Annotated in this window: 9 protein-coding genes and 1 pseudogene; 8 read left to right on the forward strand and 2 right to left on the reverse strand. The window is 65.2% G+C overall.

The features are described from left to right. The first annotated feature begins 147 nt into the window (after positions 1–147). The 5 genes and pseudogenes from NP534_RS01070 to NP534_RS01090 form a co-directional block, all read left to right on the forward strand. Complete coding sequence (locus tag NP534_RS01070; RefSeq protein ID WP_274097463.1) at positions 148–1,215, forward strand: DUF2333 family protein; 1,068 nt, start codon at positions 148–150, stop codon at positions 1,213–1,215. Between the two features lie 2 nt (positions 1,216–1,217). Beyond that, positions 1,218–1,751, forward strand: coding sequence for an NUDIX hydrolase (locus tag NP534_RS01075; protein ID WP_274097464.1), 534 nt, complete (start codon positions 1,218–1,220; stop codon positions 1,749–1,751). 231 nt (positions 1,752–1,982) lie between these two features. Then, a complete protein-coding gene (locus tag NP534_RS01080; RefSeq protein WP_186660677.1) occupies positions 1,983–2,354 on the forward strand; it encodes a translation initiation factor Sui1 in 372 nt (123 codons plus the stop codon). 152 nt (positions 2,355–2,506) lie between these two features. Then, on the forward strand, positions 2,507–4,420 hold the full coding sequence (speA, locus tag NP534_RS01085; RefSeq protein ID WP_033703387.1) for an arginine decarboxylase: 1,914 nt from the start codon (positions 2,507–2,509) through the stop codon (positions 4,418–4,420). Positions 4,421–4,572: 152 nt separating this feature from the next. Then, positions 4,573–4,746: pseudogene (locus tag NP534_RS01090) on the forward strand (REP-associated tyrosine transposase); the annotation flags it as partial. Positions 4,747–4,833: 87 nt separating this feature from the next. On the opposite strand, the gene NP534_RS01095 reads toward NP534_RS01090, so the two are convergent. Next, positions 4,834–6,171, reverse strand: a complete 1,338-nt coding sequence (locus tag NP534_RS01095; RefSeq protein ID WP_274097465.1) for an MATE family efflux transporter — start codon at positions 6,169–6,171, stop codon at positions 4,834–4,836. A gap of 165 nt (positions 6,172–6,336) precedes the next feature. Here NP534_RS01095 and NP534_RS01100 point away from each other — a divergent pair, with 165 nt between their 5' ends. Further along, positions 6,337–11,250 (forward strand): alpha-2-macroglobulin family protein, encoded by a 4,914-nt coding sequence (locus tag NP534_RS01100; protein ID WP_274097466.1) that lies wholly within the window; start codon positions 6,337–6,339, stop codon positions 11,248–11,250. Positions 11,251–11,453: 203 nt separating this feature from the next. Here NP534_RS01100 and NP534_RS01105 read toward each other — a convergent pair whose 3' ends face one another. Further along, on the reverse strand, positions 11,454–11,747 hold the full coding sequence (locus tag NP534_RS01105) for a hypothetical protein (protein ID WP_033703383.1): 294 nt from the start codon (positions 11,745–11,747) through the stop codon (positions 11,454–11,456). A gap of 77 nt (positions 11,748–11,824) precedes the next feature. On the opposite strand from NP534_RS01105, the gene pbpC reads away from it, so the two are divergent. Beyond that, positions 11,825–14,179, forward strand: coding sequence for a peptidoglycan glycosyltransferase PbpC (gene pbpC, locus NP534_RS01110; RefSeq protein WP_274097467.1), 2,355 nt, complete (start codon positions 11,825–11,827; stop codon positions 14,177–14,179). 93 nt (positions 14,180–14,272) lie between these two features. Next, positions 14,273–15,543 (forward strand): POTRA domain-containing protein (locus tag NP534_RS01115; protein ID WP_274097468.1); only part of this gene is annotated, 1,271 nt, incomplete at its 3' end.

The raw sequence follows: 15,543 nt of genomic DNA on the forward strand, positions 1-15,543 counted from the left end.
AACGAATATTCAGTTACCGACCCACTGGTCGCTTATGCGTACGGCAGTGTCTGCTTTATAGTGCAGCGACGCGGGCTTGCCGTGGCACCCTGGCGCACGCCTGTGGTCAAAGCCCCTGAACCGTCGAGACTGATTAAGGACAATGCCATGCTGGACTGGAAAAACCGCGAGGCCAAAGCCGAACCCCGCGAGCGTGTTGATGGCCGTGGCGCCGCTGCCCGTAGCTACCTGGGCGGGCTCTGGAGCCGTGCACTGGGTACCCTGATCGGCCTGTACCTGCTGGTCTGCATCGGCCTCGGCTGGTACTGGAGCCAGGAGCCGGAGCTGTTCCCGGTGCAGCAGAACGCCCAGACCGCGGCCGAGCGCAATGGCCAGCAGATGGTGGTCGGCTACACCACCATCGAAACCCTCAAGACTGTCGCCGGTACCCTGCTGAACAAGCCGGGCGGTTACATCTCCAACGACCGCTTCCCGCCGGGGCTGTGGATGGACAACATGCCGAGCTGGGAATACGGCGTGCTGGTTCAGGTCCGCGACCTGTCCCGTGCCCTGCGCAAGGACTTCGCCCGTTCGCAGTCGCAGTCCACCGAAGACGCCGACCTGGCCAAGGCCGAGCCGCGCTTCAACTTCGACAACAAGAGCTGGATCCTGCCGTCGAGCGAGTCGGAATTCGAAGAAGGCATCAAGTCGCTTAACCGCTACCAGACCCGCCTCGCCGCTGGCGACAAGGGCGCGATCTTCTACACCCGTGCCGACAACCTGAACAACTGGCTGGGCGATGTGGCCACCCGCCTGGGTTCGCTGTCGCAGCGCCTGTCGGCCAGCGTTGGCCGGGTCAAGCTCAACACCACCCTGAAGACCGAGTCGGTGCAACCTGGCCAGGCGCCGCAGGTTGACGAGGAGCTGGTCGAAACCCCATGGCTGCAGATCGACAACGTGTTCTACGAGGCCCGTGGTCAAGCCTGGGCGCTGTCGCACCTGCTGCGTGCCATCGAGGTCGACTTCGCCGACGTGCTGGCGAAGAAGAACGCCACCGTCAGCGTGCGCCAGATCATCCGTGAGCTGGAAGCCTCGCAGGAAGCGCTGTGGAGCCCGATGGTGCTGAATGGCAGCGGCTTCGGCATGTGGGCCAACCACTCGCTGGTCATGGCCAACTACATCTCCCGCGCCAACGCTGCGGTCATCGACCTGCGTCAGTTGCTGTCGCAGGGCTGATAGTGGCCATCAGCACCAAGGAAGCCGCCCACCGTGCGGCTTCCGACCGTGAGCTGGTCGCCTGGGTCGACGAGGCCGATCAGGTACTGGGTGCGCTGCCCAGGGCTGAACTGCGTGAACGCGGCCTGATCGGCCGTTGCACGTTCATCTTGCTGTTCAATGGCGCCGGTGAGTTGTGCGTGCACCGGCGTACCTTGAGCAAGGCGCTGTACCCTGGGTATTGGGATGTGGCAGCAGGCGGCATGGTGACGGCGGGCGAGGGGTATGCCGAATCGGCTGCCCGGGAGTTGGCCGAAGAGCTGGGTGTCGATGGCGTTGCATTGCGCTTTCATGAGCGCTTCTACTTCGACCAGCCTGATAACCGCTTGTGGTGTGCGGTGTATTCGGCGGTGTCCGATGCGCCTTTGCGCTTGCAGCCGGAGGAGGTGAGTGAGGCGCGGTTCATCAGCCTGGAGCAGGCCCAGGCAGAAAGCCTGGGCATGCCGTATTGCCCGGACTCGTTGGCGGCGTTGCAGCGGTATAGAGCCAGTCTGTAGGTGCGGGTTTAGCCGCAAGAGGCCGTCCCAGACATCTGCGTTTCATGGCAAAGGCTACGCCCTTGTTCGCGGGTAAACCCGCTCCTACACAAGCCCCCGATTTATCGTTACACTGCGCGCCCTTTTCGGGCTGCCGCAGGATCTTGCGGCAGTAGCGCCGCCCCTGCCAGAGTGGGGCTTCGTGGTCGGCTCCCGCCGACCAGTTTTTGTCCTCAGCACAGAGGAACAAAAGTGGCCAAGAAAGCTTCTTCTTTCGCCGCCCTTGGCGGTCTTGTTTACTCCACCGATGCCGGTCGGCACTGCCCCGACTGTGGCCAGCCGGTGGATGCCTGCACCTGCAAGCAGCAAGTCGTCCCCGAAGGGGATGGTATTGCCCGTGTGCGCCGTGAAAGCAAAGGCCGCGGTGGCAAGACCGTGACCACTGTCACCGGCGTGCCGCTGCCCCTCGATCAGCTCAAGGAGCTGGCCACCACGCTCAAGCGCCGCTGCGGTACCGGTGGCGCCTTGAAGGATGGGGTTATCGAGATTCAGGGCGACCATGTCGAGCTGTTGATCGGCGAGCTGACCAAACAGGGTTTCAAAGCTAAAAAGTCCGGCGGCTGAGGCCAACGCGCGATTTTTTGCCCAGTGCTTTCTAAACTCGTTCCTGTTGGCAGGGTCTACCCCTGAACCGGACGAACCGTCATTTTCAGCTTTTACACTGCGCCGGCCCTTTCGTTGGGGCAGTGTCTTCGACTTATCTATAGGGGACTTGAATGTCCGTACGACGCACACGCAAAGACGATGGTAGCCAATGGACCGTGGCCGACAGCCGCAGTGTTTACGGCATCCGCCATTGGGGCGCTGGTTATTTCGCCATCAATGAAGCCGGGCGCGTCGAAGTGCGCCCCAATGGCCCCCAGAGCGCGCCGATCGACCTGTTCGAGCAGGTCGACGAGCTGCGCCAGAGCGGCCTGTCGTTGCCGTTGCTGGTGCGCTTCCCCGATATCCTGCAAGACCGCGTACGCCAGCTGACCGGTGCGTTCGACGCCAACATCGCGCGTCTGGAGTACCAGAGCCAGTACACCGCGCTGTACCCGATCAAGGTCAACCAGCAGGAAGCGGTGGTGGAAAACATCATCGCCACCCAGAACGTCTCGATCGGCCTTGAGGCCGGCTCCAAGCCTGAGCTGCTGGCGGTGCTGGCGCTGGCGCCGAAGGGCGGCACCATCGTCTGCAACGGTTACAAGGACCGCGAGTTCATTCGCTTGGCGCTGATGGGCCAGAAGCTGGGCCACAACGTGTTCATCGTCATCGAGAAGGAGTCCGAGGTCGCCCTGGTGATCGAGGAGGCCGCCGAGCTGAAGGTGAAGCCGCAGGTGGGCTTGCGTGTGCGCCTGTCTTCGCTGGCGTCGAGCAAGTGGGCGGACACCGGTGGCGAGAAGTCCAAGTTCGGGTTGTCTGCCGCCCAGCTGATTTCGGTGGTGCAACGCTTCCGCGATGCCGGCCTGGACCAAGGCATCCGCCTGCTGCACTTCCACATGGGCTCGCAGATCGCCAACCTGGCCGACTACCAGCACGGCTTCAAGGAAGCCATCCGTTACTACGGCGAGCTGCGTGCGTTGGGCCTGCCGGTCGATCACATCGACGTCGGCGGTGGCCTGGGTGTGGACTACGACGGCACCCACTCGCGCAATGCCAGTTCCATCAACTACGACATGGATGACTATGCCGGCGTGGTGGTGGGCATGCTCAAGGAGTTCTGCGACGCGCAGGGCCTGCCGCACCCGCACATCTTCTCCGAGAGCGGCCGTTCGCTGACTGCGCACCACGCCATGCTGGTGATCCAGGTGACCGACGTCGAGAAACACAACGACGACGTGCCGACCATCGAGAACAAAGAGGCCCTGCCGCAGACCGTGCAGTGGCTGGCCGACCTGCTCGGCCCGACCGATATCGAGATGGTCACCGAGACTTACTGGCGCGCCACCCATTACATGGGTGACGTGGCGGCGCAGTATGCCGATGGCAAGATCAGCCTGGCCGAGAAGGCCCTGGCCGAGCAGTGCTACTTCGCCGTGTGCCGTCGCCTGCACAACTCGCTGAAGGCGCGCCAGCGTTCGCACCGTCAGGTGCTGGACGAGCTCAACGACAAGCTGGCCGACAAGTACATCTGCAACTTCTCGGTGTTCCAGAGCCTGCCGGACACCTGGGCCATCGGCCAGGTGCTGCCGATCATCCCGCTGCATCGTCTGAATGAAGAGCCGCTGCGTCGTGCGGTGCTGCAAGACCTGACCTGTGACTCCGACGGCAAGATCAACCAGTACGTCGACGAGCAGAGCATCGAGACCAGCATGCCGGTGCATGCGCTCAATGAGGGTGAGGACTACCTGCTGGGCGTGTTCCTGGTCGGCGCCTACCAGGAGATCCTGGGCGACATGCACAACCTGTTCGGTGACACCGACTCGGTGAACATCTACCAGAACGCCGATGGCAGCGTGTACCACGCCGGTATCGAGACCCACGACACCATCGAAGACATGCTGCGTTACGTGCACTTGTCGCCGGAGGAGTTGATGACTCACTACCGCGACAAGGTGGCCAGCGCCAAGATCAGCGCGCGTGAGCGGACCCAGTACCTTGATGCGTTGCGCCTTGGGTTGACCCGCTCTTCGTACTTGTCGTCCTGATCGTTGGGGCCGCTTAGCGGCCCTTTCCGAGCGGTCCGGCGCCCGGCAAGGCCGCTCCTGCACGGGGTCGCGGTGCTTTTGTAGGAGCGGCCTTGCGTCGCGAAATGAGGGCGAAGCCCTCACCGAGATCACACCCGGTCTTTACCTGCTGACATCGGCTGGGTGCAGAACGTCGGCATATCTGGCAACGGGGTTACCATGATCGGGCACTACGCAAAGAAGACGATGTAAAAGCCGCAGCGCGTTACATCATCGCCAATCCCATTCGTGCCGGTCTGGTGCAGCGTGCTGGCGAGTATTCACATTGGGATTGTGTGTGGCTATAGGTCAGCAGGTGAGGGCTGCGCCCTCATTTCGCGACGCAAGGCCGCTCCTACAGGCATCGCATAACCGCAATAGCAGCGGCCCCGGCACTACCGAACCCACAACCCTTTTTGCTGCAACCGCCACCCAACCCACCCCAGCGTCACCGCCCGCAACGCCATGAAGCCAAGAAACGCCAGCCACAACCCATGGTTGCCAAACCCGCTCATGCCCCACGCCACCGGCAGCGCAATCACCACCGAAACCAGCATCGCATTGCGCATTTCCCTGGCCCGTGTGGCGCCGATGAACAGCCCGTCCAGCAAGTAACTCCACACCGCCACCAATGGCAGCACCGCCAGATACGGCAGGTACGGATAAGCCGCCGCCCGCACGCTGTCGATATCGGTCTGCAGGTCGATGAACAAGTGGCCCCCCAGCAGGAACAACACGGCAAACCCGACGCTGGTGATCAGCGACCACCCACACGCCACGACCAACGCGCGGCGCAGGGTATTGTGGTCGCGCGCACCAATGGCGTGCCCGCACAAGGCTTCGATAGCATGGGCCAGGCCATCAAGGGCGTAGGCGGTCAGCAGCAGGCCATTGAGCAATAACGCGTTGGCGGCCACCGTCGCTTCACCCAGGCGTGCGCCCTGCACGGTGATCAACAGAAACACCAACTGCAAGGCCAGGCTGCGCAGGAAGATATCGCGGTTGACGGCCAGCAGTGGTCGCCAGGCCTGCCAGCGCTTCAACGCCGCCCAGGCGATGTGCCCGGGGTAAGCGCGCAGGGCCGGGCGGGTCAGGGCCAGCCCCAGCAGCGCGGCGCTCCATTCGGCAATCACCGACGCCCGCGCCGAACCCAGCACCCCCCAGTCCAGGCCGAGCACGAACCACAGGTTGAGTACGATGTTCAGCAGGTTGGTCGTCAGCAGAATGGCCAGCGGCGCCCTGGCATTCTGGGTGCCCAGGAACCAGCCGACCAACGCATAGCTGGCCAGGGCCGCAGGCAGCCCGAGCAGGCGAGTGTGGAAGAAAGCCTCGGTGGATTGCTGCAACGCCGCGCTGGGCTGCATCGCATGAAGTGCAAGCTGACTGAAGGGCAGCGCCAGCAGACCGATGATCACGGCAAAGCCCAAGGCCAGCAGCAGCCCTTGCACCAGCACCTGGCGCAACGCTGCGCCGTCGCCGCGGCCGGCAGCCTGGGCCGCAAAACCGGTAGAGCCCATGCGCAGAAAGCCCATCAGGCCGACCATGAAGGTGAACAGGGTGGCGCCCACCGCCACTGCGCCCAGCTGATGGGCATGGGGCAGGTGGCCAATGACGGTGCTGTCGACCAGCGCCACCAGTGGTACCGAGATGTTGGAAAGGATCATCGGTGCGGCCAGGCCCCAGACCTTGCGGTGGGTAGGGCGGTCGCGCCAGTCGGTGGTGAGGGAGCTCATCGGTGTCCTAGGGCCATGGGGCAGCGTTTGCAGGCCATAGTGTACCGGCCAGGCAACCAATGCGCGCGAACGCGGTCTCACCTGGCGCTCGACCTCGGGTGATGCGCCCGGCGTTGCGCTATAGTTGCTGCCCTCACGTACACGCTGCCAAAGAGTTCCCACACCATGTTCAACAAAGGATTGTTGCTGGCCTGCGCGCTGGCGTTGCTCAGTGCTTGTGACTCATCCGCGCCGGACAAACCGGCGCCGGCCGAGAAACCGGCAGCCACCACGCCCGCCGAGGTGCAACCGGCCAAGCGCGAAGACCCTGCCGTGCTCGCCAAGCGCTACGAGGGCCGCGCGCTGACGGTGCTGGATGTCTCGGAAGTGCAGCTCGATGGCGCCAGCGCGTTGTCGATCAGCTTCTCGGCGCCGCTGGATGCCAAACAGGAATTCGCCGCCAAGCTGCACCTGGTCGACACTGTCAAAGGCAAGGTCGATGGTGCCTGGGAACTCTCCGACAACCAGATGGAGCTGCGCCTGCGCCACCTCGAGCCGCAGCGCAAGCTGGTGCTGACCGTCGACAAAGGCCTGCTGGCGGTCAACGGGCAGCAGCTCGACAGCGAGTCGGTGACCCGCCTGGAAACCCGCGACATGCAGCCGACCATCGGCTTTGCCAGCCGCGGCTCGCTGCTGCCCACGCGCCTGGCCGAAGGCCTGCCGGTGATCGCCCTCAACGTCGACAAGGTCGATGTCGAATTCTTCCGTGTGAAGCCCGAGATGCTGTCGACCTTCCTGGTCAACTGGGGGCGCAACAGCAGCCTGTACTACTACCAGTCCAAAGAAACCCTCGACATGGCCGAGCTGGTCTACAGCGGCCGCTTCGACCTCAACCCGGCGCGCAACACCCGCGAAACCGTGTTGCTGCCGATCGCCGGGATCAAGCCGCTGCAGGCGCCGGGTGTCTACCTGGCGGTGATGCGTGCCTCGGGTACCTACGATTACTCGCAGCCGGCCACCCTGTTCAGCCTCAGCGACATCGGCGTCTCTGCGCACCGCTTCCGCGACCGCCTCGACGTGTTCGCCCAGGCCCTGGAAGGGGGCAAGGCGATGAAAGACGTCAACCTTGAGATACACGATGAGAAGGGCAAGCTGCTGGCCCAGGCCAAGACCGATGGCGAAGGCCACGCCCAGCTGCCGATCACGCCCAAGGCCGATACCCTGATTGCCACCCAGGGCGTGCACACCACCTTGCTGCGCCTGAACACCGCAGCGTTGGACCTGGCCGAATTCGACATCACCGGCCCTCAGGCCAACCCTCTGCAACTGTTCATCTTCGGCCCCCGCGACCTGTATCGCCCTGGCGAGACCGTGCTGCTCAACGGCCTGCTGCGCGATCAGGATGGCAAGCCGGTCAAGGCTCAGCCCGTGAGCGTGGAAGTACGCCGCCCCGATGAGCAAGTCAGCCGCAAGTTTGTCTGGGAGGCCGATGGCAATGGCCTGTACCAGTACCAGTTGCAACTGGCCAGTGAAGCACCGACCGGTCGCTGGCAATTGCTGCTCGATTTGGGGGGCGGGCGCAAGCAGGTCTACGAGTTTCTTGTCGAAGACTTCCTCCCCGAGCGCCTGGCGCTGGAGCTCAAAGGCAGCAGCACGCCGCTTGCGCCTGATCAGAACGCGCACATCCAGGTCGATGGCCGCTACCTCTACGGCGCGCCTGCCGCAGGTAATCGCTTGAGTGGCCAGGCCTACGTGCGCCCGTTGCGCGAAGCAGTGCCCGCCCTGCCGGGTTACCAGTTCGGCTCGGTCACCGAAACCGAACTGAACCAGGACCTGGAGCTGGACGAAGTCACCCTCGACCAGGCCGGCAAGGCGGTGGTCGATATCGAAACCCGCTGGGCAGAAGCCCGCTCGCCGCTGCAACTGACCGTGCAGGCGAGCCTGCAGGAGTCCGGCGGCAGGCCGATCACCCGTCGCCTGGAACAGCCGATCTGGCCGGCCGAGCGCTTGCCTGGCCTGCGCGGCCTGTTCGAGGGGGAGGAGACTGACAGTGACGGCCCGGTGGAATTCGAGTTCCTGGTCGCCGACCGTGACGGCAAGAAGCTTGCGGCCAACGACCTCAAGGTGCGGCTGATCCGCGAGCGCCGTGACTACTACTGGAACTACTCGCAGAGCGACGGCTGGAGCTACAACTACAACGAGAAATTCCTCACCCAGAGCGAGCAGACCGTCAGCGTCAAGGCCGGCTCGACCGCCAAGTTGTCGTTCCAGGTCGAGTGGGGCCCTTACCGGGTCGAAGTCGAAGACCCGGAAACCGGCCTGGTCTCCAGCGAGCGCTTCTGGGCCGGCTACCGCGCCCAGGACAACGCCGAAGGCGGCGCGGTGCGCCCGGACCAGGTCAAGCTGGCCCTGGACAAACCCTCCTACGCCGATGGTGCCTCGGCCAAGGTCACGGTGACGCCGCCGGCAGCCGGCAGCGGCTACCTGATGATCGAGTCCAGCGATGGCCCGCTGTGGTGGCAGGAAATCGACGTGCCGGCCGAGGGCAAGACCTTCGACGTGCAACTGGACAAGCAATGGGCACGCCACGACTTGTACATCAGCGCCCTGGTGATTCGCCCCGGCGAGCGCAAGGCCAATGCCACGCCTAAACGCGCCGTGGGCGTGCTGCACCTGCCGCTGGACCGGGCCGAGCGCAAGCTTGCGGTCAGCCTGCAGGCACCGGAAAAAATGCGCCCCAAACAGCCGCTGACGGTGAAGTTCAAGGTGGCCAAGGCCGATGGCAGTGCACCCGCGGCGGGGCAGCAGGTGCATGTGCTGTTGTCTGCGGTTGACTTGGGCATCCTCAACATCACCGATTTCAAGACCCCCGACCCGTTCGCCAGCCTGTTCGGTCGCAAGGCCTATGGCGCTGACCAACTGGATATCTACGGCCAATTGATCGAGGCCGGCCAGGGCCGCCTGGCCAGCCTGGCATTTGGTGGTGACGCCGCCATGGCCAAGGGTGGCAAACGCCCCAACACCACGGTGACCATCGTCGCGCAACAGAGCCTGCCGGTGACCCTGGACGAGAAGGGCGAAGGCCAGGCCACGGTCGATATCCCCGACTTCAACGGCGAGCTGCGGCTGATGGCCCAGGCCTGGACCGAGGACCACTTCGGCATGGCCGAGGGCAAGACCGTGGTCGCCGCCCCATTGATCGCCGAACTCTCGGCGCCGCGCTTCCTCGCCGGCGGCGACCGCACCAGCCTGGCGCTGGACCTGGCCAACCTGTCCGGCCAAGCCCAGCAACTGAATGTCGAAATCAGCACCGAAGGCCAGTTGAGCCTGGCCACCAGCGCTGTGCAAAGCGTTGCCCTGGCTGAAGGCCAGCGCTCGACGCTGATGATCCCGGTGCAGGCCCAGGGGGGCCTGGGCCAGGGCAAGGTGAAGGTGCGCGTCAATGGCCTGCAATTGCCGAACGAGCCGGCCACTGCCTTCGAGCGTGAGTGGACCTTGGGCGTGCGCCCGGCCTACCCGGCAATGCTCAAGCACTACCGGGTAGCGCTGAAGGACCAGCCATGGGCGCTGCCCGAGGCTGACCTGGCGGCCTTCGAACCGGCGGGCCTTGAAGCCAGCCTGGTGTTGTCGAGCCGGCCGCCGCTGAACCTGGCCGAACAGATCCGCGCCCTCGAAGCCTACCCGTATGGCTGCCTGGAGCAGACCACCAGTGGGCTGTACCCGTCGCTGTACGCCGATGCCGAAAGCCTCAAGCGCCTGGGTATCAAGGGCGAACCGGCCGAAGTGCGCAAACGCAAGATCGAGATGGGCATCGAGCACCTGCTGGGTATGCAGCGTTACAACGGCAGCTTTGGCCTGTGGAGCTCGGACAGCGAGGAGGAGTACTGGTTGACCGCCTATGTCACCGACTTCCTGCTGCGTGCCCGTGACCAGGGCTACGGCGTGCCGGCCGAAGCAGTGAAGAAAGCCAACGAACGCCTGCTGCGCTACCTGCAGGAACGCAACCTGATCGAAGTCGACTACAGCGAGAGCGCCGACCACACCCGCTTCGCCGTGCAGGCCTATGCCGCGCTGGTATTGGCACGCAGCCAGCAGGCACCGCTGGGCGCCTTGCGCGGGCTGTTCGAACGCCGCGCCGACGCCCGCTCGGGTCTACCGCTGGTGCAACTGGCGGTGGCGCTGGACAAGATGGGCGACAAACCACGCGCCGAGCAGGCCTTGCAAGCCGGGTTGGGCATTGGCCGCAGCAAGGGCTGGATGGCCGACTACGGCAGCACCCTGCGTGACCAGGCGTTGATCCTGGCGCTGTTGCAGGAAAGCAACCTGGCCAGCAATCAGGTCGACCAACGCTTGTTCGCGCTGTCTGACGAGCTGGCGGCCAACCGCTGGCTGTCGACCCAGGAACGCAACGCGCTGTTCCTTGCCGGTCGTGGTTTGCTCGGCAAGCCGGAGGGCAAGTGGCAGGCGCGGTTGGACAGCGCAGGCGAAATCCGCGAGCTCGACAATGCAGCGTCGGGCCTGAAGCTCGAAGGCCCGTTGTTGGCTTCGCCGTTGACGGTGCAAAACGAAGGCAGCGAAACGCTTTACCAGCAGCTGACCCTTTCTGGCTACCCACGCCAGGCGCCAGCGGCCGGCGGCAATGGCATGGAGATTCGTCGCGAGTACCTGGGCATGAACGGCCAGCCGCTGGACCTGCACAACCTGCGCAGTGGCGACCTGGTGCTGGTGCACCTGGCGCTCAAGGCCAAAGAGCGTGTGCCGGATGCGTTGGTGGTCGACTTGCTGCCGGCGGGGCTGGAGCTGGAAAACCAGAACCTGGCACAGAGCGCCGCCAGCCTGGACAACGCGAGCAGCGCGGTAAAGGAGTGGCGTGAGTCGATGCAGAATGCCAGCGTGGTGCATCAGGAGTACCGTGATGACCGTTATGTGGCCGCGCTCAAGCTCGATGGCTATAGCACCACGCACCTGTTGTACCTGGCACGGGCGGTGACGCCGGGCACCTATCGGGTACCGCCGCCGCAGGTCGAGTCGATGTACCGGCCGAACCTGCAGGCCGTGGGCGAGGGGCAGGGCGAGATGATGACCGTCAACGCCCGCTAAGCCGCAGCTGCCCCGCGTGCTTGGTTTGTAGGAGCGGCCTTGCGTCGCGAAAGGGCCGCAGCGCGGCCCCAGCGATATCCGCGGCCCCAGCGATATCAAGGTTAACGCCGAAATCTTGGGGCCGCTTCGCAGCCCTTTCGCGACGCAAGGCCGCTCCTACACACACACACCAAAAACACATCAAAGCGAGGGGCGGCAGGGCCTCAGTGAATCACCCAGCTCATCACCCACAACCCCAGCACCAGCCAGATGATCCCGAGGATGATCGACGCCCGCATGAAGGCGCGGATGGCCGAGTACAGCAGCATCAGGCCGACCACCAGGGCAAGGATGCTGACCAGCGAGGTGTCCATGCCCAGCGTGCGCGCCAGGCCATCGATGAAATTGCCCCCGGCATTGGCCAGCAGGTTGAACAGCCCGCTCAATGCGTCGACGATAACTCGGATCAACGAACCCAGTGCCTGGCCCAGCCACTCGAAAAAACCTTCTACATGCATAGTTGCTTCCTGATCGACACGTCGGCGAGTTTGCCGTTCCCAAGCCTTTGGCCATCAGTTGGCCAAGTCGGTTCCCGATGCCAAGCTTAGCGCGGCCGCGCACGCGTGCGGGCAGGATTGTCCGTGCCGGCGTTATCACCCTCGTGCTAGCTGTCTGCCTGCTGTGGCTGGCTGACCGTATCTGGCCGCTGCCCATGCCAGGCGACGACCTGGCGCGGGTGGTGCTGGCCGAAGACGGCACGCCATTGTGGCGCTTTGCCGACGCCGAGGGCGTATGGCGCTATCCGGTCAGCCCGGATGAGGTCTCGCCGCTATATCTGCAGGCACTGCTGACCTACGAGGACCGCTGGTTCTATCGCCACCCCGGGGTCAACCCGCTGGCCCTGGCCCGCGCGGCCTGGCTGAACCTGCGCGGCGGGCGCGTGGTGTCGGGCGGCAGCACGTTGTCGATGCAGGTGGCGCGCCTGCTCGACCCGCATGACCGCACCTTGGCCGGCAAGCTGCGCCAGTTATGGCGTACGGCGCAGCTGGAGTGGCACCTGTCGAAGCGCGAAATCCTGCAGATCTACCTTGACCGCGCCCCTTTTGGCGGCACCCTGCAGGGGGTGGCGGCTGCCAGCTGGGCGTACCTGGGCAAGTCGCCCAAGCATCTGACACCTGCCGAGGCGGCGCTGCTGGCGGTGCTGCCCCAGGCACCCAGCCGCCTGCGCCCGGACCGCCACCCGGAACGTGCCCAGCGTGCGCGCGACAAGGTGCTGCAGCGGCTGGCCGAGTACCAGGTCTGGCCCGCCCGGCAGCTCAAGGAGGCCGCCGAGGAGCCCTTGCTGCTGGCGCCGCGGCAAGAACCGGCCCTGGCGCCGTTGCTGGCGCGGCGGCTGAACACGGCCGGTAGCCCGCCGCTGATTCGCACCACACTCGACGCGGCCCTGCAACGGCGCCTCGAAGACCTGCTGCTAGGCTGGCGTGCACGCCTGCCGGAGCGCACGTCGGCGGCGATTCTGGTGGTGGATGCGCAGACCATGGCGGTGCGCGCCTACCTGGGGTCGATCGACCTGGGCGATGAGCGACGCTACGGCCATGTCGACATGGTGCGCGCCTTGCGCTCGCCCGGTTCGACGCTCAAACCGTTCCTCTACGGCATGGCCCTGGATGACGGGCTTATCCACTCCGAATCGCTGCTGCAGGATGTGCCCAGGCGTTACGGTGACTATCGGCCTGGCAATTTCTCCATGGGCTTCAGCGGGCCGGTGTCGGCCAGTTCGGCCCTGGCCCTGTCACTCAACCTGCCGGCGGTGCAGTTGCTGGAAGCCTATGGCCCGAAACGCTTCGCGGCGCAGATGCGTGTGGCCGGCGTGCCGTTGATGCTGCCGCCCCTGGCCGAGCCCAACCTGTCGCTGATCCTCGGCGGTGCGGGCAGCCGCCTGGAAGATTTGGTCGGCGGCTATGCGGCCCTGGCCCGGGCCGGCAACAGTGCGCGCATCCGCCTGCAGCCCCAGGACCCGTTGCTGGAGCGGCGCCTGCTGTCGCCGGGGGCGGCGTGGATAATCCGGCGTATTCTCAGTGGCCAGGCGCGGCCGGACCGTGACCCGCACGCCGAACTCGTGCAGCGCCCACAGTTGGCCTGGAAGACCGGTACCAGCTATGGCTTCCGTGATGCCTGGTCGATTGGCGTCGGGCCGCGCTACCTGATCGGTGTCTGGATCGGCCGCCCTGACGGCACGCCGGTGCCTGGGCAGTTCGGCCTGGCCTCGGCGGCGCCGTTGATGCTTCAGGTGCATGACCTGCTGAGCAACCGCGACGCCCAGCGCGGTATCCGCGTGCCGGTCGAGCAGGTGCCCGATACCATCGGCGTGGCAGCCATCTGCTGGCCGCTGGGCCAGCCGATGAATCGGCAAGACCCCAACTGCCGTCGCCAGCGTTTTGCCTGGACCCTCGACGGCACCACGCCGCCGACCTTGCAGGCGGCCGACCAACCGCTCGGGATGGGCTTGCGCGAACGCGTCTGGGCCAATGCGCAAGGGCTGCGCGTCGATGGCAGTTGCCCGGGGGCCAAGGTGCGCGACATCGCCCTCTGGCCTGCGCCGCTGGAGCCGTGGCTGCCCCGCGTCGAGCGGCGTGCGGCGCGCTTGCCGGCAGTCGACCCGGCCTGCCCACCGCAGCCACCGGCGACTGCGCCGCCCCTGTCCATCGTCGGTGTGCGCCCAGGTGACAACCTGCGCCGCCCGGCAACCAGCAGCGAGCCGTTGCAGTTGCACGTTTCTGCCCTTGGCGGGGGTGGCCGGCGCTGGTGGTTCCTGAATGGCCAGCCGTTGGGCGAGACCCTGGGCCAGGACAGCCTGCTGGTGCGCTTCGACCGCGCCGGGCAGATCGAGCTCAGCGCGCTGGATGAAAGTGGCGAGACCGCGCGGGTGGCGTTTCAGGTCAGCGAGTAGCCGTTCGACGATTGCCGGGCCAGCACCTACGCTTTGCAAGTGACGGGTGTGACCGGCTGGCGCCGCGGTACCCGAGGGATCATGGAGCGTCCTATGCGTCTTCTGGTCGTGCCTCTGTTATTGCTGCCGTGGGCATTGCTGGCCCAGGCAGAGGCGTTGCCGGTGTTCCTCGACAGCCATGAAAACGAGCGTCGGCTGCCTGCCGCCAACCTGCCGATAGACACCTACCGCCCCGACACTGCGCGTCTGCGGCTGGCGCTGCCGGATGCCAATACGGCTGGTTGGGCACCTGCAAACACCCGGTTGGTGTTGCACAAGGTGCGTTTCGAGGGCGGCACGGTGTTGCCCCTGAGCGAGCTGCGCGACCACTACCAGCCGCTGATAGGGCACGAGACCACACTGGGCGAGTTGCAACAGTTCACCGAGCGCCTCACCCAACGCTATCGGCAGGACGGTTACCTGCTCTCTTATGCCTACCTGCCACCGCAGGATGTCGCAGACGGTCGCGTCCAGGTGGTGCTGGTGGAGGGCTATATCCAGGGCTACCGGTTGCAAGGCGACATCGGCTCGGCCCGCCGTTACCTGGAGCAGTTGCTGCAACGTTTGCAAGCAGAACGGCCGCTCACACGTGTAACGCTGGAACGCTACATCGGCATTGCCGAACGCATCCCGGGCGTTGCGCTCGACGCTGAACTGACCGCGGCGCATTCGCCTGAGGGTGCCGCTCACCTGACGGTGCACGCGCGGCGTAGGCCGTTTGCCGCTGGCGTTACCGTGAACGATGGCAGCCGTGAGGACGCCCAGGCGCTGTTCACCGTGGCCAGCAATGCCCAGACCCGCTATGCCGAACAGGTCCAGGCAAGCCTGCTGCTGCCTCCCGGGGATGATCAGGCCCATTACCAGCGTTTGGCTTACAGCCAGTACCTGGACGCCGAAGGCAGCCAGTTGTTGGTATCTGCTTCGCGCTATCGCAGCACGCCGGGCACCCGTATTCGCCTGGATGACGGCAGCGATCTCACGCAGAAGCGGGAAAGCGAGCGTTATTCGGTAGGCCTTGGCCAACCACTGATCGTCAGGCCGGATGAGTGGCTGACGGTGATGGGGCGCTTCTACGCGGTCAGCGAGCATCTCGAAGATCGGCCTGCGGGGCGTTTGCCGGTGCGCGAATACGATAACTACGTACGGGCGCTGTCATTCGAGGGCAACTGGCGCAAGGCCGAGGCTCGCCGCTTGCGGATCGTCAGTGCCGGGGTCTATCAAGGCCTGGATTACCTCGGCGCGCGCAGCGACGCCGACTATGACCTCGACTTCTTGCGGTTGCGCCTTTCGGGGTTGCAGAGCGATACCCTGTTCGACGCTTGGCA

Source organism: Pseudomonas sp. 39004, assembly GCF_028682155.1.
Taxonomy (GTDB): domain Bacteria; phylum Pseudomonadota; class Gammaproteobacteria; order Pseudomonadales; family Pseudomonadaceae; genus Aquipseudomonas; species Aquipseudomonas capeferrum.